21 protein-coding genes are annotated in these 24,352 nt (G+C 65.2%); 1 reads left to right on the forward strand and 20 read right to left on the reverse strand.

Annotated features, from left to right (window positions below; genetic code table 11):
- Window positions 1-8: 8 nt before the first annotated feature.
- The 12 genes from rplV to N5B55_RS14350 all read right to left on the reverse strand — a co-directional run bounded on the left by rplV (window position 9) and on the right by N5B55_RS14350 (window position 9,905).
- Complete coding sequence (gene rplV, locus N5B55_RS14295; protein ID WP_004634479.1) at window positions 9-338, reverse strand: 50S ribosomal protein L22; 330 nt, start codon at window positions 336-338, stop codon at window positions 9-11.
- Window positions 339-347: 9 nt separating this feature from the next.
- Window positions 348-623 carry a 30S ribosomal protein S19 gene (gene rpsS / locus N5B55_RS14300; protein WP_004634478.1) on the reverse strand — a complete coding sequence of 92 codons (276 nt, stop codon included), beginning with the start codon at window positions 621-623 and terminating at the stop codon, window positions 348-350.
- A 21-nt stretch (window positions 624-644) separates the two neighbouring features.
- Window positions 645-1,475: a 50S ribosomal protein L2 gene (gene rplB / locus N5B55_RS14305; protein ID WP_009241891.1), complete on the reverse strand. Its 831-nt coding sequence runs from the start codon at window positions 1,473-1,475 to the stop codon at window positions 645-647.
- A gap of 2 nt (window positions 1,476-1,477) precedes the next feature.
- Window positions 1,478-1,792 (reverse strand): 50S ribosomal protein L23, encoded by a 315-nt coding sequence (gene rplW / locus N5B55_RS14310; RefSeq protein ID WP_004634476.1) that lies wholly within the window; start codon window positions 1,790-1,792, stop codon window positions 1,478-1,480.
- Complete coding sequence (gene rplD, locus N5B55_RS14315) at window positions 1,789-2,409, reverse strand: 50S ribosomal protein L4 (protein WP_004634475.1); 621 nt, start codon at window positions 2,407-2,409, stop codon at window positions 1,789-1,791. Before rplD ends, rplW begins: the two co-directional genes overlap by 4 nt.
- An 11-nt stretch (window positions 2,410-2,420) precedes the next feature.
- The gene (gene rplC / locus N5B55_RS14320) at window positions 2,421-3,074 is read right to left on the reverse strand and encodes a 50S ribosomal protein L3 (protein WP_004634474.1); all 654 of its coding nucleotides are present in this window, start codon (window positions 3,072-3,074) and stop codon (window positions 2,421-2,423) included.
- A 285-nt stretch (window positions 3,075-3,359) separates the two neighbouring features.
- Complete coding sequence (gene rpsJ / locus N5B55_RS14325) at window positions 3,360-3,671, reverse strand: 30S ribosomal protein S10 (RefSeq protein WP_004634473.1); 312 nt, start codon at window positions 3,669-3,671, stop codon at window positions 3,360-3,362.
- A 107-nt stretch (window positions 3,672-3,778) separates the two neighbouring features.
- A complete protein-coding gene (tuf, locus tag N5B55_RS14330) occupies window positions 3,779-4,987 on the reverse strand; it encodes an elongation factor Tu (RefSeq protein ID WP_009241890.1) in 1,209 nt (402 codons plus the stop codon).
- Window positions 4,988-5,070: 83 nt separating this feature from the next.
- Entirely contained in the window at window positions 5,071-7,197 is a 2,127-nt protein-coding gene (fusA, locus tag N5B55_RS14335; RefSeq protein ID WP_009241889.1) for an elongation factor G, read from the reverse strand.
- Window positions 7,198-7,312: 115 nt separating this feature from the next.
- On the reverse strand, window positions 7,313-7,783 hold the full coding sequence (gene rpsG / locus N5B55_RS14340; protein WP_004634470.1) for a 30S ribosomal protein S7: 471 nt from the start codon (window positions 7,781-7,783) through the stop codon (window positions 7,313-7,315).
- Between the two features lie 186 nt (window positions 7,784-7,969).
- Entirely contained in the window at window positions 7,970-8,347 is a 378-nt protein-coding gene (gene rpsL, locus N5B55_RS14345; RefSeq protein ID WP_003265519.1) for a 30S ribosomal protein S12, read from the reverse strand.
- A gap of 298 nt (window positions 8,348-8,645) precedes the next feature.
- Window positions 8,646-9,905 carry an MFS transporter gene (locus N5B55_RS14350; RefSeq protein WP_304538491.1) on the reverse strand — a complete coding sequence of 420 codons (1,260 nt, stop codon included), beginning with the start codon at window positions 9,903-9,905 and terminating at the stop codon, window positions 8,646-8,648.
- 99 nt (window positions 9,906-10,004) lie between these two features.
- On the opposite strand from N5B55_RS14350, the gene N5B55_RS14355 reads away from it, so the two are divergent.
- Entirely contained in the window at window positions 10,005-10,925 is a 921-nt protein-coding gene (locus tag N5B55_RS14355) for a LysR family transcriptional regulator (RefSeq protein ID WP_304538492.1), read from the forward strand.
- On the opposite strand, the gene recQ is transcribed toward N5B55_RS14355, so the two are convergent.
- The 8 genes from recQ to N5B55_RS14395 form a co-directional block, all read right to left on the reverse strand.
- The gene (gene recQ, locus N5B55_RS14360; protein ID WP_304538493.1) at window positions 10,922-12,835 is read right to left on the reverse strand and encodes a DNA helicase RecQ; all 1,914 of its coding nucleotides are present in this window, start codon (window positions 12,833-12,835) and stop codon (window positions 10,922-10,924) included. The two genes, N5B55_RS14355 and recQ, sit on opposite strands and share 4 nt — an antisense overlap.
- Before the next feature lie 112 nt (window positions 12,836-12,947).
- On the reverse strand, window positions 12,948-13,538 hold the full coding sequence (locus N5B55_RS14365) for a class I SAM-dependent methyltransferase (protein ID WP_304538494.1): 591 nt from the start codon (window positions 13,536-13,538) through the stop codon (window positions 12,948-12,950).
- Window positions 13,539-13,545: 7 nt separating this feature from the next.
- Window positions 13,546-14,388 carry a YfaP family protein gene (locus N5B55_RS14370; RefSeq protein ID WP_304538495.1) on the reverse strand — a complete coding sequence of 281 codons (843 nt, stop codon included), beginning with the start codon at window positions 14,386-14,388 and terminating at the stop codon, window positions 13,546-13,548.
- A 10-nt stretch (window positions 14,389-14,398) separates the two neighbouring features.
- Window positions 14,399-15,190 (reverse strand): YfaP family protein, encoded by a 792-nt coding sequence (locus N5B55_RS14375; RefSeq protein ID WP_154208716.1) that lies wholly within the window; start codon window positions 15,188-15,190, stop codon window positions 14,399-14,401.
- Window positions 15,191-15,198: 8 nt separating this feature from the next.
- Complete coding sequence (locus N5B55_RS14380; protein ID WP_304538496.1) at window positions 15,199-16,929, reverse strand: DUF2300 domain-containing protein; 1,731 nt, start codon at window positions 16,927-16,929, stop codon at window positions 15,199-15,201.
- Between the two features lie 7 nt (window positions 16,930-16,936).
- Window positions 16,937-21,721: an alpha-2-macroglobulin family protein gene (locus N5B55_RS14385; RefSeq protein ID WP_304538497.1), complete on the reverse strand. Its 4,785-nt coding sequence runs from the start codon at window positions 21,719-21,721 to the stop codon at window positions 16,937-16,939.
- Window positions 21,722-21,729: 8 nt separating this feature from the next.
- Window positions 21,730-22,434 (reverse strand): DUF1175 domain-containing protein, encoded by a 705-nt coding sequence (locus N5B55_RS14390; protein ID WP_304538498.1) that lies wholly within the window; start codon window positions 22,432-22,434, stop codon window positions 21,730-21,732.
- The gene (locus N5B55_RS14395) at window positions 22,431-24,287 is read right to left on the reverse strand and encodes a DUF2138 domain-containing protein (protein ID WP_304538499.1); all 1,857 of its coding nucleotides are present in this window, start codon (window positions 24,285-24,287) and stop codon (window positions 22,431-22,433) included. The genes N5B55_RS14390 and N5B55_RS14395 overlap by 4 nt, the downstream gene beginning before the upstream one ends.
- Window positions 24,288-24,352 lie beyond the last annotated feature (65 nt).

Genomic DNA, 24,352 nt, shown 5'->3' on the forward strand with positions numbered 1-24,352 from the left:
GTGACCCCTTAGTTGCCCAGCGTCACAGTGATGTGACAGGTTTGTTTCTCGATGCGGTTGCCACGGCCCTTCGCACGCGCCGTGAAGCGCTTGAGCGACGTGGCCTTGTCGATGTAGATCGACTTGACCTTCAGCTCGTCGATATCGGCGCCTTCATTGTGCTCGGCGTTCGCGATGGCGGACTCAACCACCTTCTTCACGATGCCAGCCGCCTTCTTCGGGCTGAACGTCAGCACGTTGAGCGCGCGCTCGATCGACAGGCCGCGAATCTGGTCAGCGACCAGGCGCGTCTTCTGTGCGGAGATACGGGCGCCGCGATGAATCGCTTTAACTTCCATGATTGCCCCTTATCGCTTCGCTTTCTTGTCGGCAGCGTGGCCCTTGAACGTACGCGTGAGCGCAAATTCGCCGAGCTTGTGGCCAACCATGTTTTCCGTGACATACACGGGCACGTGCTGACGGCCGTTGTGAACGGCGATCGTCAGGCCGATGAAGTCCGGCAGAATGGTCGAACGACGCGACCAAGTCTTGATGGGCTTCTTGTCCTTCGTTTGCACTGCCGCCTCAACCTTCTTCAGCAGGTGGGCGTCAATGAAAGGACCCTTTTTTACGGAACGAGTCATATCTAAGCTCCTACCTACCGATTAACGCTTGTGACGGCGCTGAACGATCATGCTGTCAGTGCGCTTGTTACGACGGGTGCGGTAGCCCTTGGTCGGCGTACCCCACGGGGACACCGGATCACGGCCAGCAGCAGTCTTCCCTTCACCACCACCATGCGGGTGATCGACCGGGTTCATCACCACACCGCGAACGGTCGGGCGAATGCCGCGCCAACGGGTTGCACCGGCCTTGCCGATCTGGCGCAGGCTGTGCTCTTCGTTGCCGACTTCACCAATGGTCGCGCGGCACTCAATGTGCACGCGGCGCACTTCACCCGAGCGCAGACGCACTTGAGCGTAGATGCCTTCGCGAGCCAGCAGCACGGCGGACGTACCGGCCGAACGGGCAACTTGAGCGCCCTTGCCCGGCAGGATTTCCACGCAGTGGATCGTCGTACCGACCGGGATGTTGCGGATCGGCAGGTTGTTACCGGCCTTGATCGGCGCTTCCGAGCCGTTGGCGATGGCTTGGCCAACCACAGCGCCCTTCGGGGCGATGATGTAGCGGCGTTCGCCGTCAGCGAACAGCACGAGCGCGATGTTGGCGCTACGGTTCGGGTCGTATTCCAGGCGTTCGATCTTGGCCGGGATACCGTCCTTGTCGTTACGCTTGAAATCGACGATGCGATAGTGATGCTTGTGACCACCGCCCTTATGACGGGTGGTGATGTGGCCGTTGTTGTTACGACCCGACTTCTGGATTTGCTTTTCCAGCAGCGGAGCGTGCGGCGCGCCCTTGTGAAGGTCGGGGTTAACGACCTTCACCATCGAGCGGCGGCCCGGCGATGTCGGCTTGGTTTTGACGAGTGCCATGATTACTTGGCCTCCGCTTCAAAATTGATTTCCTGGCCCGGCTTCAGCGACACATAGGCCTTCTTCACGTGGTCACGACGACCCATGAAGCGGCCGAAGCGCTTTTGCTTGCCCTTCTGGTTCAGGATCTGGACGGACTCGACTTCGACCTTGAACAGCAGCTCGACAGCAGCCTTCACTTCGCCCTTGTTGGCGTCGCGAGCCACTTCGAACACGACCTGTTCGTTCTTCTCGGCCACCAGGGTTGCCTTTTCAGACACCACAGGCGCCAGCAGCACCTGCATCAGGCGATGGTCGTTCTTGGCAACTTGCGTCATTTCAGCAACTCCTCGATCTGCGCGACGGCTGCCTTGGTCACGAGCACCTTCTTGTAGTGCACGAGCGACAGCGGGTCGGCGTGACGCGGCTCAACCACGAGCACGTGCGCCAGGTTGCGCGATGCCAGGAAGAGGTTTTCGTCCAGGTTATCGGTAATCACGAGCACCGAATCCAGGCCCATGGCGCGGAACTTGTCGGCCAGCAGCTTGGTTTTGGGCGCGTCGACGGACAGGCTGTCAACGACGTTGATGCGACCTTCACGGGCGAGCTGCGAATAGATCGAGCGCATGCCGGCGCGGTACATCTTCTTGTTGACCTTCTGCGAGAAGTTTTCTTCCGGGCTGTTCGGGAAGATACGACCACCCCCGCGCCACAGCGGGGAGGAGCTCATACCTGCACGGGCGCGGCCCGTACCCTTTTGACGCCACGGCTTCTTGGTCGTGTGCTTGACCTCTTCACGGTCCTTCTGCTTACGGTTACCGCTGCGAGCGTTGGCCTGATAAGCGACGACGACTTGGTGAACGAGGGCTTCGTTGTAGTCACGGCCGAACACTTCCGGCGAGGCAGCAACGCCGGCGCCGAGTTGACCGTTGTCCTGGAGCAGCTTCAGTTCCATGCGTTTGCTCCTTATGCCTTCTTGGCGCGGGCCTTCACGGCCGGCGTGACGATGACTTGACCGCCCTTGGCGCCCGGAATCGCACCCTTGACCAGCAGCAGCTTGCGCTCCGCGTCGATCTTGGCGATTTCCAGATTCTGGACGGTACGGGTGACGTCACCCATGTGACCGGTCATGCGCTTACCCGGGAACACGCGGCCCGGATCCTGCGCCATACCGATCGAGCCCGGCACGTTGTGCGAGCGCGAGTTACCGTGCGAGGCGCGGCCCGACGAGAAGTTGTAGCGCTTGATGGTACCGGCGTAGCCCTTACCAATCGTCACACCCTGGACGTCGATCTTCTGACCGACTTCGAACAGGTCGACGCTGATGTTCGCGCCAGGCTGGAACTCAGCGGCACGAGCGGCATCCACTCGGAATTCTTTGATGACTTCGCCCGCTTCCACGCCGGCTTTGGCGAGATGACCCGCCAGCGGCTTGGTGACGCGGCTGGCGCGTCGGGTGCCGAAGGTGACTTGAACCGCGGTATAACCGTCGGTCTCGTCCGTCTTGATTTGCGTCACGCGGTTGTCGCCGACCTCGAGCACGGTGACGGGAATCGAATCGCCGTCGTCCGTGAAAATACGGGTCATGCCAACCTTGCGACCTACAAGGCCAAGGCTCATGGTTTGCTCCATTCCCAGCTGCGATTGGCCGGGGCTGATTGATACTACGAATCTTGAACTGGACTGCGCCTAAAGAGACAGCGCGAGGCCAAATGGCCAGCCCACTCCCCTGAGTAAAGGGGTAGCCCTACAATATATCCCGGTTACGAACAATATGCAAGGCCTATTGCCGGATAGCGTCCGGATGTCGTGTGCAATGCAACATCCGCCACCTCAAAAGCAAAACGGCGAGCACTTGGCTCGCCGTTTGCCCTTTACCGGAAGGATCCGGCAGCGGTGTCTTGCTTATTGCAGCTTGATCTCGACGTCCACACCGGCCGGCAGGTCCAGCTTCATCAGCGCGTCGACAGTCTTATCCGTCGGGTCGACGATGTCCATCAGGCGCTGGTGCGTGCGGATTTCGAACTGGTCGCGGCTGGTCTTGTTGACGTGCGGCGAACGCAGAACGTCGAAACGCTGGATGCGAGTCGGCAGGGGCACCGGGCCCTTGACGATCGCGCCGGTGCGCTTGGCGGTCTCGACGATTTCAGCGGCCGACTGGTCGATCAGGCGATAGTCGAAAGCCTTCAGGCGGATACGGATCTTCTGGTTCTGCATGATGTTTCCTTAAAGAGCATGGCGGCCGGGCCGCCGGTAGATTGAAAGAGCGATGCAACAGGCGATGCGCCGCACCCCTTGCGAGGAACAGCGCATCAATCCGCCTTTTACTTCAGGATCTTGGCAACGACGCCAGCACCGACGGTACGACCACCTTCACGGATTGCGAAGCGCAGACCTTCTTCCATGGCGATCGGGGCGATCAGCTTGACGGTGATCGACACGTTGTCGCCCGGCATGACCATTTCCTTGCCTTCCGGCAGGGCGATCGAGCCAGTCACGTCCGTCGTACGGAAGTAGAACTGCGGACGGTAGTTGTTGAAGAACGGCGTGTGACGGCCGCCTTCGTCCTTCGACAGGATGTAGACCTCGCCCGTGAATTCCGTGTGCGGCTTGATCGAGCCCGGCTTGGCCAGCACTTGGCCACGCTGAACGTCTTCGCGCTTCGTACCGCGCAGCAGAATACCGACGTTGTCGCCTGCCTGACCTTGGTCCAGCAGCTTGCGGAACATTTCCACGCCCGTGCAGGTCGTCTTGTCGATCTTCGGCTTGTCGCCGTCCATGGCGATACCGACGATTTCGATTTCTTCGCCGACCTTGATCACACCGCGCTCGATACGGCCGGTCACCACGGTGCCGCGACCCGAGATCGAGAACACGTCTTCCACCGGCATCAGGAACGTGCCGTCAACAGCGCGCTCCGGCGTCGGGATGTAGGTGTCCAGTGCGTCGGCCAGGTTCATGATGGCCACTTCGCCCAGTTCGCCCTTGTCGCCTTCCAGCGCCAGCTTGGCCGAACCCTTGATGATCGGGGTGTCGTCGCCCGGGAAGTCGTACTTCGACAGAAGTTCGCGCACTTCCATCTCGACCAGTTCCAGCAACTCAGCGTCGTCCACCATGTCGCACTTGTTCAGGAAGACGATGATGTACGGCACGCCAACCTGACGGGCCAGCAGGATGTGCTCACGCGTTTGCGGCATGGGGCCGTCAGCGGCCGAGCACACCAGGATGGCGCCGTCCATCTGAGCGGCACCGGTGATCATGTTCTTGACGTAGTCGGCGTGGCCCGGGCAGTCAACGTGCGCGTAGTGGCGGTTGGCCGTTTCGTACTCGATGTGCGCGGTGTTGATCGTAATGCCGCGTGCCTTTTCTTCCGGCGCTGCGTCGATTTCGTCGTACTTCTTCGCGGTACCACCGAACTTGCTCGACAGCACGGTTGCGATCGCTGCGGTCAGCGTCGTCTTGCCGTGGTCAACGTGACCAATCGTACCAACGTTCACGTGCGGCTTGGTCCGCTCGAACTTTTCCTTTGCCATGTCAGCTCCTCAATTCGGAATCGGCTAATTACTAGATTTGGGATGCAGGCGGCACGCACGCGCGCGCCGCCAAAACACGTTGATTACTTCGTACCCTTGGCAGCCATCACAGCTTCGGCGATGTTCTTCGGCGCCTCAGCGTATTGCTTGAATTCCATGGTGTACGTGGCGCGGCCCTGCGTTTGCGAGCGCAGCGACGTCGAATAACCGAACATTTCCGACAGCGGGACTTCGGCCTTGATGATCTTGCCGCCGCCCACCATGTCGTCCATGCCCTGCACGATGCCGCGGCGGGACGACAAGTCGCCCATCACGGTGCCCGTGTAGTCTTCCGGCGTTTCCACTTCCACAGCCATCATCGGCTCCAGCAGAACCGGCGTGGCGCGGCGCATGGCTTCCTTGAAAGCCATCGAACCGGCCATGCGGAACGCGTTTTCGTTCGAGTCCACGTCGTGGTACGAACCGAACGTCAGCGTGACCTTCACGTCCACCACCGGGAAGCCCGCCAGAATACCGGCCGGCAGCGTGTCGACGATACCCTTCTCGACCGCCGGAATGTATTCGCGAGGAATCACACCGCCCTTGATGGCGTCGACGAATTCGAAGTTCTTGCCAGCCTTCTTCGCCTCCTCGTCCGCCGGTTCCAGCGTGATCACAGCGTGACCGTACTGGCCGCGACCGCCGGACTGCTTGACGAACTTGCCTTCGACGTCTTCGACCTTCTTGCGGATGGTTTCGCGGTAGGCAACTTGCGGGGCGCCAATGTTGGCTTCCACGCCGAATTCGCGCTTCATGCGATCGACCAGAATTTCGAGGTGGAGCTCGCCCATACCCGAAATGATTGTCTGACCCGATTCTTCATCGGTACGCACACGGAACGACGGATCTTCAGCAGCCAGGCGGTTCAGGGCGATACCCATCTTTTCCTGGTCAGCCTTGGTCTTCGGCTCGACTGCCTGCGAGATCACCGGCTCCGGGAACACCATGCGCTCGAGAATGATCGGAGCGCTCGGGTCGCACAGCGTGTCGCCCGTGGTGGCGTCCTTCAGGCCCACCGCAGCGGCGATGTCGCCTGCCAGCACTTCCTTGATTTCTTCGCGCTGGTTGGCGTGCATCTGCAGAATACGGCCCAGACGCTCCTTCTTCTGCTTCACCGGGTTGTACACGGTGTCGCCGGAGTTGATCTTGCCCGAGTAGACGCGGAAGAAGATCAGCTGACCAACGAACGGGTCAGTCATGATCTTGAACGCCAGCGCCGAGAACTTCTCGTTGTCGTCTGCCTTGCGCTCGAGCTTCTTCTCTTCGTCGTTTTCGTCGATGCCTTGAACCGGCGGAATGTCGACGGGCGACGGCAGGAAGTCGATCACGGCGTCGAGCATGCGCTGCACGCCCTTGTTCTTGAACGCGGTGCCGCACAGCATCGGCTGGATTTCGCAGGCGATGGTACGGTCGCGCAGTGCCTTGACGATCTCAGCACGGGACAGCTCTTCGCCGCCCAGGTACTTTTCCATCAGCTCTTCGCTGGCTTCAGCTGCCGACTCGACCATCTTCTCGCGCCACTCGTTCGCGACGTCAACCAGGTTGGCCGGGATGTCGTGGTATTCGAACTTCACGCCCTGGCTGGCTTCGTCCCAAATGATGGCCTTCATTTCCAGCAGATCGACGACGCCCTGGAAGCCGTCTTCAGCGCCGATGGGCACCACGACGGGCACCGGGTTGGCCTTCAGACGGGTCTTCAGCTGGTCGTAGACCTTGAAGAAGTTCGCGCCGGTACGGTCCATCTTGTTGACGAACGCCAGACGCGGCACCTTGTACTTGTTGGCCTGACGCCAGACGGTTTCGGACTGCGGCTGCACGCCACCCACTGCGCAGTACACCATGCACGCGCCGTCCAGCACACGCATGGAACGCTCCACCTCGATGGTGAAGTCCACGTGGCCCGGGGTGTCGATGATGTTGAAGCGGTGCTCGGGGTAGTTACCGCCCATGCCCTTCCAGAAGGCGGTGGTAGCAGCGGACGTGATGGTGATGCCGCGCTCTTGCTCCTGCTCCATCCAGTCCATGGTGGCAGCGCCATCATGCACTTCACCGATCTTGTGGTTCACACCGGTGTAGAACAGGATCCGCTCGGTCGTGGTGGTCTTGCCGGCGTCGATGTGAGCGGAAATACCGATGTTACGGTAGCGCTCAATGGGGGTCTTACGAGCCACGGTTAATCCTCAGATTCGTCAACGGGGCGCTGGCCCACGGCCAAGCGCCCCTAATACAAATGGGCGAGATGTGCGCACACAGCCCGCCCAGCAACCAACAACGTTGTCGCGTCGCTTAGAAGCGGAAGTGCGAGAACGCCTTGTTGGCTTCAGCCATGCGGTGCACTTCGTCGCGCTTCTTCATGGCGCCGCCGCGGCCTTCCGAGGCTTCGAGCAGCTCACCAGCCAGACGCAGGGCCATCGACTTCTCGCTGCGCTTCTTCGCAGCTTCCCGCAGCCAACGCATCGCCAATGCCAGACGACGCGACGGCCGGACTTCGACCGGCACCTGATAGTTGGCGCCACCAACACGACGGCTCTTCACTTCGACCACCGGCTTGATGTTGCCGATAGCCAGCGTGAACACCTCGATCGGCGCCTTGCCTGCTTTCTTCTCGATCTGGTCGAACGCACCGTAGACGATACGTTCAGCCACCGACTTCTTGCCGTCCAACATCAGGACGTTCATGAACTTGGCGACTTCCACATTGCCGAACTTCGGGTCCGGCAGAATTTCCCGCTTGGGGACTTCACGACGACGTGGCATCTTCTTTCCTTCTCTGTTCAGTTGAGAACCGCTTCGGTTCTCCGGCCACCAACTAGCTTGTCTTCCAACAATCTGAGCCGGGTGACCACTTACTCGACGGTGCCAGTGCGGTCGAAAAACGCACCGTTGTACCGCCTGCTCATGACAAGACCGTGACCGCAAAAGCGGCGCGATCTCACTGACGACTTAGGCCGCCTTCGGACGCTTCGCGCCGTACTTCGAACGCGCTTGCTTACGGTCCTTGACGCCTTGCAGGTCAAGGGAGCCGCGCACGATGTGGTAACGCACACCCGGCAAGTCCTTCACACGGCCGCCGCGGATCAGCACGACGCTGTGTTCTTGCAGGTTGTGGCCTTCACCGCCGATGTACGAAATGACTTCGAAACCGTTGGTCAGGCGCACCTTGGCGACCTTACGCAGTGCCGAGTTCGGCTTCTTCGGCGTCGTGGTGTACACGCGGGTGCACACGCCGCGACGCTGCGGGCAGTTCTCAAGTGCCGGGCTCTTGCTTTTCAGCTTTTCCGAGACGCGGGGCTTGCGAACCAGTTGATTGATGGTTGGCATTGTTCAATCCAGCTTGGTTTTTGAAAAATCGCCGGCTCACATAACGTGAACGCCTCATTTGTGAGGCGGACGGCGCAATCGGGTTTTATGGAAGTGGCGAGCAGAACGCTCTGAAGGGAGGACCTGCGGGAACAGATCAAGACCAAAGAGCGCGAGCCCGTCTGGTTCAGAATGTCTTGCACAGCGCTTTGCCGGGCACGGACGCGCGAAACCAGAAGCCAAAAACTCGAATCTGGCACTATAGCGGGCTGTCTTGCAAGCGTCAAGCGCGCCGCCAGTCTGGCGACGCGTGAACAGGTCAGCATCGGCGCGGTGTGGCGCCAATCGCACGCGGCGCACGCGCTGGCCATACGAAGACAAGTGCAGCTGCGGCCACAAACCCGAGCGCAAGAACGGATACGCCGATCCATCCGGCGCGGGCCCACGCCACGCCGGCCAATCCACCGCCTGCTGCCGCGCCGAAGAAGAACGCTCCGGTGTACAGACCATTCACGCGCCCCCGGATCTCGGGCGACAGCGTGTTGACCATGTAGCGGCCAAGCGCCTGGTCGCCGATGGCGCCGAAATCGAGCAACAGCGCCGCAGCCACGAGCATCGCCAACATGACGGGAACGCTCAGGCCCGGCAGCAGCGCCGAAGCAAGCGCCACGAGCAAACCCGTTGCCGCGCTGCCGTGCGCGAGCAGCGTACCCACGCGCACGAGACCGCGATCCGCCAGCCGCCCGGCAATCGGCGCGGCCACGACACCGGCGGCACCGCACAGCGCGAAGATCCCGATGCCATTTTGCGAAAGATGGAACGGCGCTGCCGCCAACCGCAGGGCCACAGCCGTCCAGAACAGCGTGAACGCCGCCATCAGCAAGGCCTGCGTAGCGGCACGGCGACGCAACACCGGCTCTCTGCGCAGCAGATTGCCGTACGAGCCCAGCAGCGCGCCGTATGACAACGTGCGCGGCGGCACGAAGGTCGGCATCACGCGCGGCAGCAGGACGGCCAGCACGGCAATCGCCACCCCAGAAGCACCGTAAAACGCCCGCCACCCCCACTGCGCGGCGATGAAGCTGGCGGCCGGGCGGGAGAGCAGGATGCCCAGGTTCAGGCCGATCATGATGTCACCGAGCACGCGCCCTCGCCGGTGGTCGGCGGCCAGGCGCCCCGCCAGCGCAATCAGCATCTGAATGACAGTCGACGTCAGGCCGATGGCGAAGGCGGTGAGCATCAGTACCTGGCCGCTGTGCGCGACGGTGGTCAGCGCCAGCGAAGCCACCGCGCCCCACAGCGTGCGCGAGGCCAGCGCGCGGTTGTCCTGCAGGTCGGTCAGCGGCATCAGCAGCAACAGACCGATGCCATAACCGATCAGCGTGGCGGTGACGAGCAAGCCAGCGGCGGCGGTGGTCCAGCCAATGCTCGCGGCGATCTCGGCAATGAGCGGCTGGATGCCGAACAGGTTGATGACGATAAGCCCGACGGCGACGGCAAACAGCGGCGTGGCGCCCAGGGGGAGCCGGTCGGCGGCGGGCGGGTTGGGATCGGCGATGGCAGGAGCTTCGGTAGTCATGATGAACAGGACGAAGGTTCGGAGGGCCCATCGTAGCCAGCCGATTTGCGCAGATTAAGGTAGGCTCTGGCGCCATATTGTTTCCATACGTGCGCAAATATGGACCGGCTTTCTGATGTGGCGATCTTCGTGCAGGTAGTGGAGCGCGGCAGCTTGTCGGCGGCGGCCGAGGCGATGGTGATGTCGCGCGGGGTGATCAGCAAGGCGCTGGCGCGGCTGGAGGCGCGGTTGCAGACGCGTCTGCTGCAACGGACGACGCGGCGCCTGTCGCTCACCGAAGCGGGCGCGGCGTTCTTCGAGAAAAGCCGCGAAGGCCTGGCGCTCGTCGATGCAGCGGAGCAGGCCGTGAGCGCCCTGCGCGACGAGGCGCGCGGCACGTTGCGCGTGTCGGCGCCGGCCTCGTTTGCGGTGACATTGCTGGCGCCGCTCTTGGGCGCATTCCAGGCGCGCTACCCCGCCGTGCAGATCGACCTGGACATGAACGACCGCTACGCTGATCTGGTCGCGGGGCGCATCGACGTGGCGATCCGCATTGGCATGCTCGAGGACTCTTCGCTGGTCGCGCGGCGGCTGGCGAATTGCGCGCACGCCATCTACGGGGCGCCATCGTATTTTCGCGAGCGGGGCATTCCGCAGTCGCCCGAGGATTTGCGCAATCACAACTGCCTCGTCTACGCCAACTACGACGGGCCACACGACTGGGTGCTGACGGACGCCGCCGGCCATCGTCATATCGCTCACGTCGCGGGCTCGATGCTCGCCAATAACAGCCTGGTGCTGCGCGAGGCGGCACGGTCAGGGCTGGGCGTGTCGCTGGGGCCAGCGTATCTGGTGCGTGACGATGTTGCGACGGGGCGCTTGCAGGCCGTGCTGACCGACTACACGGCGCGGGAGGTGCCGCTGCACGCGGTGTTCACGCAGCGTGTGCACCTGCTGCCGAAGGTGCGGGCGTTTGTCGATTTCCTGGGCGACCACCTGAGCAGCACCGGCGCGATGGGGCCACTGCCGCTGTCCGCCTAGGCTTGGTCGCGGCACTTCTCCAGCACGTCGAGCAGCGCCTGGCCGTAGCGGTCCAACTTGGCCATGCCGATACCGGGAAGCTCGCCCAGCGCTTCACGCGAGTCGGGATCGGTCTCGGCAATGCGCGCCAGCGTGGCGTCGTGGAAGATCACATACGCAGGCACGCTGTGCTCGCGCGCAGCCTGCGTCCGCCAGGCACGCAACGCCTGCCAGCGCACCTGCGCTTCGGTAGAAAGCTCGGCGGCCGGATCGGCGCGACGCTCCTTCTTCGTCGACGATGACGACGCGCTACGCACCTTCTCGGCCTGTCGGCGCAGGATCACCGATCGCGCGCCCTTGAGCACGGGGCGCGCCGCGTCGGTCAGGATCAGCGCGCCATGGCCGCCGTGGTCCACCGCAAACAGGCCTTGCGCGACCAGTTGTCGGAACACGCTGCGCCACGCGGCTTCGGACAGATCGCTGCCGATGCCGAAGGTAGAGAGCGTTTCGTGGTGCCACTGTTTGACGCGCTCCGTTGCGTTACCGCGCAGGATATCGATGAGCTGGCCGGCGCCAAAGGTCACGCGGCTCGCCTGCTGCACGCGGTATGCACACGACAGCGCCATCTGCGCCTCGCGCGTGGCATCCCAGGTTTGCGGCGGCGTCAGGCAGGTATCGCAGTTGCCGCACGGCTGGCTGCTCTCACCAAAGTACGCGAGCAGCGCCACGCGCCGGCAGGTTGCGGCTTCGCACAGGCCAAGCAGCGCTTCGAGCTTGGCGGTGGAGACGCGCTTGTGCACATCGTCCGCATCGGACTCGTCGATCATGCGGCGCTGCTGTACCACGTCGGCCAGGCCATACGCCATCCACGCGTTGGCGGGCAGACCGTCGCGGCCGGCGCGGCCCGTCTCCTGGTAATAGCCTTCAAGGCTCTTCGGCAAGTCGAGATGCGCAACGAAACGCACATCGGGCTTGTCGATGCCCATGCCAAAAGCGATGGTCGCCACCATCACGACGCCCTCCTCCTTGCGGAAGATGGCCTGATGGCGGGCACGCACTTGGGAGTCCATCCCTGCGTGATACGGCAGCGCGCGGATGCCTTGCTCGGCCAGCCACTGGGCGGTCTCCTCCACCTTTTTGCGCGAGAGGCAGTAGACGATGCCGGCGTCGCAGGTGTCGCCATCCATGTGCTCGGCGCGGATGAAGCGCAGCAGTTGCTGACGCGCGCTGTCCTTCTCGACGATGGTGTAGCGGATGTTCGGGCGATCGAAGCTGGAGAGGAAGACGCGCGCGTCCGTCAGCGCCAGCCGCTCGACGATTTCGTCGCGCGTGACGGCATCGGCCGTGGCGGTGAGCGCAATGCGAGGCACGTGCGGGAAACGCTCGTGCAGCACGGAAAGCTGGATGTACTCCGGCCGGAAATCGTGCCCCCACTGCGACACGCAGTGCGCTTCGTCGATGGCAAACAGGCCGATGCGCGATCGCTCAAGCAAATCGAGGAAGCGCGGCGTCATCAGCCGCTCGGGCGCCACGTAGACGAGATCCAGCCGGCCCGCCGCCAGATCGCGCTCGACCTGCGCGGCCTCAGCGCCCGTCAGCGCGGAATTGAGGTACGCGGCGCGCACGCCGGCTTCTTCCAGCGCGGCCACCTGGTCCTGCATCAACGCGATCAGCGGCGAAACCACAATGCCGGCGCCCTGCCCACGCCGGTGCCGCACGAGTGCAGGTATCTGATAGCAAAGCGATTTGCCGCCGCCGGTAGGCATCAGCACCAGGCAATCGCCGCCGTCCGCAACATGGGCGACGATCTCCGCCTGCGGGCCGCGGAATGCGCTGTAGCCGAACACATCGTGCAGCACCGCATGCGTGGCGGCGGCGGTGTCTTCGGGCAGCGCCTGCAGCGCGTGGTCTATGGCGGGGGAGTCGTACATCGGGACGGCGGGTGCGCGCGGTGTCACGCGCGGGCTGGGCGAAACCGCTATTGTGACAAACCCCGCCGAGGGGCGGTCAATCAGGACACTCGGATTGTGGGCAACGCTGCGGTCAAACCTTGCGCGCCACGATGCGATGGATCGTCCGACCCGAGGACTGGCTGACCGCCGCCTCGTCAAAGATCAGCTCGGTGCCGGCCAGCGCCTTGCGCACGGGCGTCGCATCGAAGGACGCGAACAGCCTGCCGCGCCCATCGCGCTGATCCGCCTCAGGCGTGACGCGCCAGCTCAGGTACAGCGTGCCGCCCGGGCGCAGCAACGACACCAGGCGCTCCACCGACGCGCCAATCTGCTCGGGCGGCAGATGCATGATGACCGTCTCGCAGAGGACGTTGTCGAACGCGCCTTCGGCAATACCGACCAACTCGGGCAGCAGCGCCTGCCGAAACGACAGCCCCGGATACTGCTCGCGCGCGGCTTCGAGCAACCCGGCGGAGGCGTCGTAGCCGACGGCGGGATACCCATTGGCGTTGAGCCACGCTACCTCGCGGCCCGCGCCGCAGCCGATGTCGGCGGTGGCGCCGCCTGCCTTGAACTCACGGCGCAGCAACGCATACAGGTCTTCAGGCGCAGGCTGGTCGCGCCACTCCTGCGCGAAGGTTTCGGCGAGCGCGTCGTAGGCGGCAACGGTCTGCGTGTCCATGGCGATCCTATTTCATTGTGAAACTGCGTAACAGCGTCAGATCGCCGGCCTTGCGCATCGGCACGACAAACGTCTGCTGGCGCTCGGACGGCGTGTTCTCGTCGGTGATGATGCTGACGGTGGCGGTGGTGATCGCACTGCCGTCATTGCCGCTGCCGTAGTAATTCACGTAGACGAGATACGTGCCGGGCACGGGGGCCGGGTTCGAGTAGATCTCGGGACCATACCCGGTGGTGACGTCCACGTCGAGCGCCCCACCGTTTTCGACCACGCGGTTGCCGTACCAGGCATGCTGGCCGTCGGGCGATATGACGTGCAAGTCGAGATCGGTGCCATCGGTGTCCCACGACAGGACCACGCGCAAACGCGGACGCTGCTTGCCAGCGTAGCTGTCGTAGAACTGCACGCGCTTGGCGTCGCCGCGCGCGCTGCGCACCTCCACGCTGTTGCTGCCGGCGCCAAATGCATACGGGCGCGAGAACGTACCGTCTGCCTCGATGCGCTGCGGCATGGCCACGCCATTGACGATCAGCGTGCCCACCGACGAGCCGTCGGCGCCACGGCGGCGGCGCGGCTTGCTTTCTTCCATTGCTGCAGCAGCCTTCGGCTGGTTGCGGATGCGCCCGGCGATCATCGACGCCAAACCCTGCCCTTGGGGCGTCGACACCGATACGGCCGGGTAATGCACGTCCTGCGTGTAGCGGGATTCATCGCCCGCCGAATTGCGCCAGCCATTGAGCGGCGCAGTCATCTCGATATTGCCGGCGTCGGTTTGCGCAAGCACGCTGCCAGCGGCCGCAAACGCGGCCAGCGCGATGGCAGCGGCGAGACGGAAAGTGGAAGGCATCATGTGCGTCACGTCAGAAGCGGATCGATTTCATCAGCGCCAGCTCGCCGATCTTGCGCAGCGGCACACTGACGAACTCGCGCCGCTCGTTGGGCGTGTTCTCGTTATAGATCAGCGTCAATTGTGCGGTGATGAGATCCCGGTCATGTGCCTTTTCGTCGAAGTTGTAGCCGCCGGCGTTGAAGTTGCCCCAATAGTTCACGTAGAACAGCCACACGCCCGGGCGTGGCGCGGCGGTCGAGAAAATCTCCGGCCCGGCACCGTCGACGCTGTCCACGTCGAGGCCGCCGCCGTCGGACAGCAGCGGCTGCGCCCAGAACGCGTGGTCGCCAATCGGCGAAATGACGTGCATGTCGACCTCGGCGCGCGGGTCGTCCCACGTGAGGACGGCGCGCAGCTTGGCCGATGTCTTGGTGGTGTCGGCCTCGTAGAACTGCAGGCGTTGGCGTGACTGCCCGTCGGCACTGACGATTTCGACGCTGTTCGAGCCGGGGCCGAACGCCCAGGGGCGCGCAAAACGGCCTTCGCCATCGCCATACAGCGGCATGGCGTTGCCGTTGACGACGAGCACCGGCGGGCGGCGCTGCTTGCCCGCCGCGCGGATGCGCCCGGCGATGAGCGTGCGGTACTTTTGCGCGCCACGGTCCACGGGGGGTTTCGGATACGCCGCGGTGTACTGTTCCAGCTCGTTGGTCAGCTTGCTGTTGCGCCAGCCGCCGATCGGCCCTTCCAGATCGGCCACCGGCTCCGCCAGCGCCGAAGCGGCCAGCAGCAGCGCGACGGTGCACAGCGCCAAGCGCGTCATCCCACTCTTCACAGCAAACCCTCCCCTCGAATCAGGCGACGCGCCATCGCCTCGACAAACTGTTCGTCCTGCCCGCGCGGGTGGCGCGCAAAGGCGAGGTGCAGATACTCGTGCGTCAGCGCGATGCGGTCCTCCTCGGTCGCAAGGCGGTGCACGTACAGCCGGTTGCGGCGCGCATCGGCGTACGGCCGGCCCTCGTGCACGACGCACACGGCGGGCAGCGGCGGCGTCTCATAGCCCGCCTCCGTGCGAAGACGCGCGGACCAACCGGGCGCACGCGCCTGGAGCCACTGCTGTGCCCCTGCCACGGGTGAACAATCCCCCGCTACCGGGCTCTGAAATGACGTGAGCGTCGCCTGCGGCCACCACTGCGCGAGGATGGCGTCGAACCCCTGGCCGCGCTGAGCAGCGGCGCGCGCGGCGGTCCAGCTCATCTGGCCGCGCGCGCTGATGGTGCCGTGGTATTGCACGGACTGGCCCGCCAATACCAGCGTGTCGGTAAATTCGGCTGCTTTGCGTGCGGCGGCCATCGGCGGGCGCGGCAGCACACGCTGGGTGCGCGAGCTGTCGGCGATGCGGTAGCAGCCCCTGTCGCGCGAGGCGTGCTGCACGAGGTAGCTGCGCGCCGCCACGGCCAACGCACGCGCTGCCTGGGGCTCGGCGAGTTCGCCTTCGCGCTCAACCACCCGTGCCACGTAATCGTTCATGCCCAGGCGGCCGGTAATGACCGGCACGTTGTTCTGGCGCGCGAGCGTCAGCTCCCCCTTGCTCTCGATGGGCAGCGTGTTGCCGTTGACGAAGCGCACGGCGTAGCGGCCTTCGAGGCGACCGGCGGCGACCGGCTTGCCGCTGGCGTCGCGCACTTCGCGAATCGGGTAACGCGCGAAGAAATCCACCACGACACAGGCATCGTCGTCGGGCACGGGCGTCTGCTCGATCAACGATGTGAGACGCGGTGCGGCGGCGGCCAGCACCTGATTGCTCGATCCGGCACCACTTAGCCAGACAGGCGTGCCGTCGGCCAGCCAGCCCGCGGCGCCGCCGATGGACGCGCCGGGGCGCTGCGGGTCGGGCATCGTCCACGTCTTGGCGCGCAGCAAACCGCCGAAATCCGATACTGTGCCCTCGCCACGCCCGACGGTCAGCACCGAGATGAGCGTTTGCGCGGCCGTTTCACGCCCTTCGGCCGGAACGCTGCGCAGCGCGGTGAGCAGATCGGCGACCGGCACGCGATGCGTCGGCTGCATGGCACGCAGCTCGCGCAGCCATGTGGGCGCCCCGGCCTGCTGCCAGAAACGGCGCCAGTCCGCGCGGTCCAGCCCGAGGCGCACCGGTTCGAAATAGCGTCCGCACGACTGGATGAGCGCGCGCTCGCGGTCGATGCTGTTGCCGGCGGTGCAGCAGTAGACCTCTTCGGGGTCGTTACCGTGGCACGTGTAGTCGGGCGTGCTGATGCGGCGCGAGACGAGATAGCTGTAGACGAAGAGTTTCCAGACGCTGCCGAGCGGTGTTTCGGTGTCGCGCGGCAACGCAGTGGCTTGCGGCACGCCGCCGGCAGGGTCAGCGCTGAATTGCCAGAGCTTGGCTTCATCGCCATGCAAAGCGGCATATCGAAGCTGCGAAAGCGACTGGACAACCGGCGCGGCGAGGGCGTGCCCAGCCTGCCCGGCAGGCGCGAGTGCGCCGCCGGCCCAGAGCAGACCGGTCAGCACACCACGCGCGAGCAGGCGGGAAGGCATCGCCAGATCACTCCACCTTGAACGGATAGCTGGCGGTCTTGCCGTCGCCTTGGAACGCTTTGGCTTCCGGCTGGTACATGCGGAAATAGCGCACCGGCGGCAGCGCAAAGCGGCCCGGCAGCGAGAAGCGCACAAGCTGGCGCAGCACGGTCGGGCGCTCCAGCGCGGGCACCGGCTGGTTGTACGAGAGCTGGCCCATTTCATACGCGGCTTTGCGCTCGAACGCCTGCGCGCCATTGCCTTCGTTCGGCTCACCCTTCAGTCCGTCGATCTGGATGCCCCACGTGGTGGCCTCCACTTCGGCCCCAGGCGGCAGCGGCACTTCGACCAGGCCGTAGCGGTACGTGCCCTGGCGCGGCGTCAGCACGACCTCGTCGACGTAGAGTGCATTGCTGTCGAGCGTGTCGCCCGGCTTGACCGGCTTGGCGGTAAAGGCGATGCCGCTGCTGCTGGTGTCGGCCGCCGGCTGCTTGGGCGCCTTTGGATCGGCCTTGGCGGGCGCGCTGTCGGTCGGCTCAAGACGGTACAGCTTGCGCTCCACCGTGATCGGCAGCTTGGAGGCCTCAGCCGCGCGGCTGCGGTACGACACGATGGCCGATTGGGTGGTCACGTCGGTCGGAGCCGCCGTCAGGTCCAGCGCGGCGGGGGCTTGCGCGCCGGTCCAGCGCCACGTCGGCACACCCACCGGAGAGCGCGTCGCCTGCCAGCCACCAGCCGCAACAGCCGGTTGGATGGCGGCAACGCTCGCGCCTTGCAGACCGCCCAGACCCTTCTGCAGCCAAACCAGCGCGACAGCGCGATCCATCGTCGGCATGGCAGCGCTGGCGCGGGCCAGCAGCGGGCCCGGATCGGCAGCCGAGCGCCCGCCGCCCATCAGCAGGAGGCTTTGCACCAGCGGTGAGGTGTCGGCGGCCAGCGCATTGCGGGCAGCAATGTCAGCAGAGACCAGCGCTTCCGGCACAGGCTGGCCGACTTGGCGCATCAGTTGTGCCGTCAGCACCGTCGCCACCTGGCGGCCGCGCGGCGAATCCGGCGCCACGAAGATCAGGCTGTCACCCGCTGCAGGATCGGCATCGGCCGGGGCCTTGGCCGCCTTGCCGCCACTGGGCGCAAGCTCGTTCGCCACGCCCGACAGCGGCGTCGCCACCGGCAGCCCCATCTCATTGGCAAACCACAGCGCCAGCGCGCGGTGCAGCAGCGGCTCGTTCTGGCTGGTGCGCTTGTAGGCTTCGAGCACCTGCTTCCAGTTGTCTGCCGGCAGGCTGATGCCGACCGAGCGGCTGGCAAGCCAATCCGCGTAATACGCATACGACGTGATGAGCGCGCTGCTGGTGGTCAGCTCGCCCCACCAGCCAAAGGTGCCGCTGGTGCCCGCCAGCAGTGCCAGCCGCTGGCGTTGCGTGCGCAACAGCGCGTCGACGCCTTGCGTGCCGGCCGGGCCGCCGTCGCCCAGTCGCGTGCCGGTGGCCGCCAGACTTTGCTGAGCGATTGCCAGCGGGATCAGGCGGCTGGCGGTCTGCTCGGCGCAGCCGTACGGATATTCGATCAGGTCATCCGCCACGCGGGCGAACTGGCTGGCGGTGTTGCCGACCACACGCAGGCGCACGTCGCGCGCATCAGCCGGCAGGCCAAGCGGCAGGCGCGTGCCCTGCAACTGCGTGAGCGGGACGACGTTTTCACGGTCGGCCAGCCAGCCCGTTGCATCCAGCTTGAGCGTGGTCTGCAGACGGTCCGAAACCTTGTCGTCCTGCTTCAGCTCGGCGTTCACGACACCCGCCTGCAGCGCCGTAATGGGCGCGCGCAGGTAGTTGGCGCCGCGCTTGAGCGTCACGCGCTGGTTGATGTTCAGGCCAGCGCCGGAGACGATCCAGTCGGCGGTGATGTCCTTGTCGGTCTGGTTGAAGGCGACCATGTCCAGACGCGGCTGATCGTTTTCGCGGAAGCGTTGCGGGCCCGTCCATTTCAGGTACAGCGGCTTGTCAGAGCGAATGCTCGCCGTGCGCTGGCCAACGATGCCGTCCGATGCGCCGGTGGTGGACACCGCACGCACCGTGATGCGCCAGCGCGCCAGCGAATCCGGCATCTTGAACGTCATGCGGGCGCGGCCGTCAGCGCCGGTCTGCAGGTTGGCGACCCAAGCAGCGGTGTCCTGCTCGTCGCGGCGGGGCCGCTCCAACACCTTCACGCCGCGCTCGTTGTGGCGGCCATACGTTCCACCCGGTTTGCCCGGCAGCGAAGCGAGCGCCAGATCGTAGCTGATGAAACTCTGGCTCGACGTGGTACGCACGCTGTTGCGGCGTGGGTGATAGAAGAAATCGACGATGCTGGGCGCCACCTCTGGCTGCAGCACGTAAATCATTTCGTCGACCACCGACACGGTCAGGTTGGCCGGTACGGGCTTGCCCGCCAGCGCGCTGGTCAGGTCCAGCGTGACGGTCTCGCCCGGGGCGTAGACGGCCTTGTCGGCATGCACGGCCAGGTCCAGCGTCGGTTGTGTGACGACGATGCCGGCGTTCTGGAACACCATGTCGCCGTCGCGCACGTACAGCACCGAGAACGTCATGTTGGGCGCGAACTCCGCGCCGATCTTGATGCGCGCGCGGTATTGCGACGGCGTGACCTTCGTCAGGCTGAGCCAATCGCCGCCGCGCGTGAGCAGCGCGTGGTGCTCGACCTTGTCACGTTCAAGCGTGAGCAGCGCATCGTCCACCGGCAGCGGGAAGGTGATCAGCGCTTCGGCCGTGTCGCCAATCTGGTAGCGATCGCGGTCGAACACCATTTCGATGTTGCCCGGCACAGTCTGCACGCCATCGCCGGCCACCCAGTGGCTCGATGCGGCAAGCAGGTTACCGGCCGCATCGCGCACCGACAGCGTGTACGAACCCGGCTGGTCGAACTTGACCGGGAACGTGGCATTGCCCTTGGCATCCGGCGCCAGCGTGCCTTCGGTGCGCGTGCGCGTTTCCAGGCGCACCAGATCCCACTTGGCGGGCGGCGCGCTGGCACCGCTTGCTCCACCGACAACCGGCATCGGCGTCAGCGTAAACGACACGTTTTGCCCCGGCGTGGTGAAGTTCGACGTGGTCGCCAGCTTGTACGGCGTCGCGCCACGTGCGATCAGCAATTCGCGCGTGACCTTCACGCGGTACGCCGCGCCATCGTTGGCAAACACGGTCACGACGTAGCGGCTCGGCTCCTTGGCGGCGGGCAGTTCAAGCTTGGCGTTGCCGTCCCCATCGGTGGTCAGTTCCTGCTGCTCCAGCTTGACGGGGAACAGGCCCGCGTAGCGCAGCTCGCCCTCCACCATCGTCACCTGCTGCGCGCGCAAGCTGACCGACACCTTGCCGTTCTTGACGGGCTTGCCATCCGGATAGCGCAGGCTGATCTTGCCCTTGACCGCTTCGCCCGTGCCGTAGCTCGCCTTGTCCAGCGACAGGTTCACGTCAAAGTGTGGCTTGATGTATTCGGCCACGCGGAAGGCGCCGCCGTATGTGCCGCCGTTGTAGTCGAAGCGCAGCGAGTAGCCGCCGGCAGGCGCGTTGGACGGCAGTGTAAAGCGCGCGTCGGCACCGGTCTCGCCCGTCAGGCGCGTGGTCGACGTGGCCACCGGTGCGCCATTCGGGTCGAGCACTTGCAGCTTGATGTCGCCAGCCGCCGGCACGGTCGATTCGGTCGCGTTCTTGAAGTTGCGGCCGATGAACTTGACGCTCACCTCGTCGCCCGGGCGATACAACGGACGATCGGTGAAGGCGTACAGCTTGGTGTTGTAGATCTCGCTGTCGTAGTAGAAATTCTCGGAGATGAACACGCCGCCCGCGCGGTCGCTGCCGATCACGTAGCTGCGTTCAGGCGAGACGTGACGCAGGTCGGCCGTGCCGTCCGCTTCGGTGGTACCTGAGGCCAGCACGCCTACGCCGTCGGTCCAGCTGACCGATGCGCCGGCGACGGGCTTGCCGCTCTTGCGCTCGGCCGTCCACACCATCATCCCTTGCGAAGTGCCCTTGGTGACGGCCACGGTGTCCGACACGAACAACAGCGTATGCGCACGGTACGCGCCAATCACGGCTTCAACGATGTACAAACCCGCCGGCAGCTTGCCGACCGGGATCATCACGTTGCCGGCGTTCTGCGGCATCCATTCGCTGCTGCTGCCTTCGAGCTGCACGTCCTTGGGCGGCGCGATGGGCTTGGCATCCCAGATCGGGTAGCGGAAGCGGCCCAGCAGTTCGTAGCCCTTGAGCGGCGCGTACTGCGGGTTGTTCGAGAAGCGCGTGGGCGCGGTCATCTGATCGCCCATGCTGAACTGCGGCGCAGTCTCCACGGCCTTGCTGCGCGTGGCGAACGACAGCACGCGCTGCCAGGCGCGGCGGGCCTGTCGCGTCCAGTTGTCCCACAGATAGGCCAGCGTATTGGCCAGGCCTTCGCCCGTGTAGTTGGCCTTGACGTCGATGCGGTGCAGGTTCTTCTGCGCCTTCAGAAATTCCAGCGGCTGCGGCACGCGGTAGACGAGGATGTCGGCGCCGCCGTAGCGGGACAGTTCGTCCTTGTACTCGCGGCCCGGGGCTTCAAGGCGGACCAGCGCTTCCTGATCGGTGCCGTAGCTCGCATCCGAGAGCAGGAAGAACGGCTGTCCCTTGATCGGCTCGTAGCCGCTGCCCGGCACGTCGAACAGCGTGGGGTTCGGCGCTTCCGGCGCGTCCGCCGCGTGCGCTGTCGGCACCGAAGCGACCAACGCCAGCACCGTCACGCAGACGGCGGCAACGAGATTGAACGACAGCCAACGGTTGCGCATGAGTTTTTCTACCGTGTCAAAAAGGCCAGACGAAACACGCCGATGAAGTTGGGGTTGCCGCTCTGCGGCTGCCAGCGCGAGTCTTTCCATTGCATCAGTTCAGAAACCGGGACCGCGCGCAGGCCGTTGTCGGTGCGGGTGACGGTGCCGGTGTGGTAAGCGATGTAGCGATCCATCCAGATCATCAGATGCTGGTCGTCGCCTTGATCGAAGAAGAGCAGATCGCCCGGGAGCGCCTGGTTGACGTCCTTGGCGATGAAGCGGCTGTTCTGCTGGATGAGCCCCAGCGCCGAAACATAGGCGCCGGTGCTGCCATCGAGGCGTGCCCACCGCTGGGTGAGCGTGCGCTGGGCGGGCGTGAGGTTCAGCTCGGGCGGCAGTTGCCGGGCGGATTCTGCATCGCGCATGCCATTGGCGCGCAGCCAGCGGGCGTCGTGGGGGCGCAGCGCCTCGCCGGCGGCAAAGCGCACGAGGCCGGCGCAGTCACGGTGCGTCCAGCGCGGGGTCGGGCCTTGGCGGAGCTGCTCGTTAACGATGCGCACGAACCACGCGCGGAACACGCTGGATTGGTCCGGCGTCAGGGCATCGGCATCGGCGGGCGCCGTATCAGCCCAGCCCGACAGCGCATGTACAGCCGGAGCGAGCAGGCAGGCGCCCGCCGCCGTCAACCAACGGCGGCGGTTCAACGCGGCGGCCTGGGCGCGCAACGTCATTGCTGCGTGCTGGTGTTGTCTTCGGAGGCGGGCGCCGCAGCCGCTGTGGCCGGCGCATCGGCCGCCGGAGCTTGCGCTGCCGTTGCGTCAGCCGGCGGCGGCGTTCCGTCTCCACCGGCAGGCAGGCCGCGTCCGCTGGAGAGCCACGTCACCGGCACCCAACCGCGCGCCGACGGCACACCGCCGTCCAGCGCCAGCGACACCGGCGCGTATCGCGACAACGCCTTGAGCTTCGGAAACAGATGCGTCTGCGCCGCGTTGAGGAACACTGCTTCCTGATCGGCGGGCAGCGCGGCACCGGCTTCGCGGCGAACGAGCGGCGCGAGCGATGCGGGCGTCATCGTCAGGACGATGCGATCGGTCTTGTCCTTCGGCAGGCTATCGGCCACGGCGGGGAAGCGCTTCGCGAGCACCGCCAGGGCGTCTTCAACGAGGCGCGCGTCGGGCGAGAACACGACCACATCGCCCGCAATCGCGAGCGTGACGGGGAAGTAGCGATCGGCCGACAGCTGCGCCGCAAACGGTGCGGCGGCCGATTGGGCCGTACCGTAGCGCGCGCTGACCGGGCGCTGCCACAGCGTGGCGTTGGCAGGGCCCTGCTTTGTCGTCACCGGCAGGCGCTTGTACGGACCGGACTTGTCGTCGGCCTGCGCCTTGGCTTCGTACGAACCGACAATCTTGCCGAATAGCGCGCCGAGCGCCGGCTTAACGGCTTCTGCCTGCGACACCGACGACAGCTTCGCGACGAACAACGGCGCCACCAGCGACGACTTGCCGTACCAGCACACTGCAGCCGGGCCCGCGAATGCCTCGCCGACATGTGCGGCGGCTTCGCTGACCTCCTTGGCATCGCCAGCCACGGACTTCAGCAGCGAGCCAGCGGCCTTCCAGTCGACCGGCAGCGTCGCGCACGCGGCAGGATCAGACGGCAGCGCCCGCCACAGGCCGGCGTTATCCCACTTGGCCGAAAGCCGGGCCGGGTCGATGAGCGCGGCGCTCTGCCAGCCGTTGCCCGTGCCGTCCTTGCCCGAACCGAAGTCGAAACGCAGCGCTTCAATGCCGGGGAAGTACTGCTGATAACCGAACGACAGATAGTTGGCGCTCACCACAACGTGATGGCCCGTCGGTTCCTGCGCGGGCAGCGCGTACGCCGTGCCTTGCACATTGCGCTTGCCAGCGTCGTCGGAGAACAGCGCCGCCAGCGCGTTCGCCTGCTTGGAGATCGGCTTGCCGTCCTTGTCGAGCAGCATGCCCGGCTCGGACAGCGCGATCAGCCGGTCGCCCTTGCTGGCAATCAGGATCGAACGCGTGGCCGAAAGCCTGAGCGCATAGACCGGCGCGCCGGAATCGCCGAGCCCATCGGCGACCTTGGTGAGCTGCGTGTCGCTGGTGGCAACAGTGGCGACGGCTTCCAGCGCCTTGGCGAGGCCGTTGCGCTGCATCGAGAGCACCCAGTAGCGCAGCTTGTCGTCGGGGCCGCGCCACAGCATCACGCGGGCGGGTTCGTCAAACACGTGCTTGAGCACCGTCTCGGCCAGGTCGAGCTTCTGCTCGTACGCCAGGCGGCGCAGCGCACCGGCCACCGAGAGGCGGTCTTCGTTGCCTTCGTAATAGGCCACGAAATCTTCGGTGAGCACGTCGCGCAGCAACGGCACACGCAGCACGTCGCGCGGCAGTTGCGACAGGCTCTGGCTGTCGATCAGGGCGTCGGGATAGGTCAGGTCGAGCTGGACTTGGCGGGCGTGCAGCGCGCGCGAGCGGCCAAACGGGTGCCAGACCATCTGCACCACCGCCGCGCCGGCAACGACCAGGGCGACCGCACCAACGGCGATCTGCTTGCGTGTGAGCTTCATGGAGGAATCGTCGGCAAGACTGGAGGGGCCGGCGACTTGCTGGAATCTGCTCCGCTGGAGGGCGC

The sequence above is a fragment of the Ralstonia pickettii genome (assembly GCF_030582395.1).
Lineage (GTDB): Bacteria > Pseudomonadota > Gammaproteobacteria > Burkholderiales > Burkholderiaceae > Ralstonia > Ralstonia pickettii_D.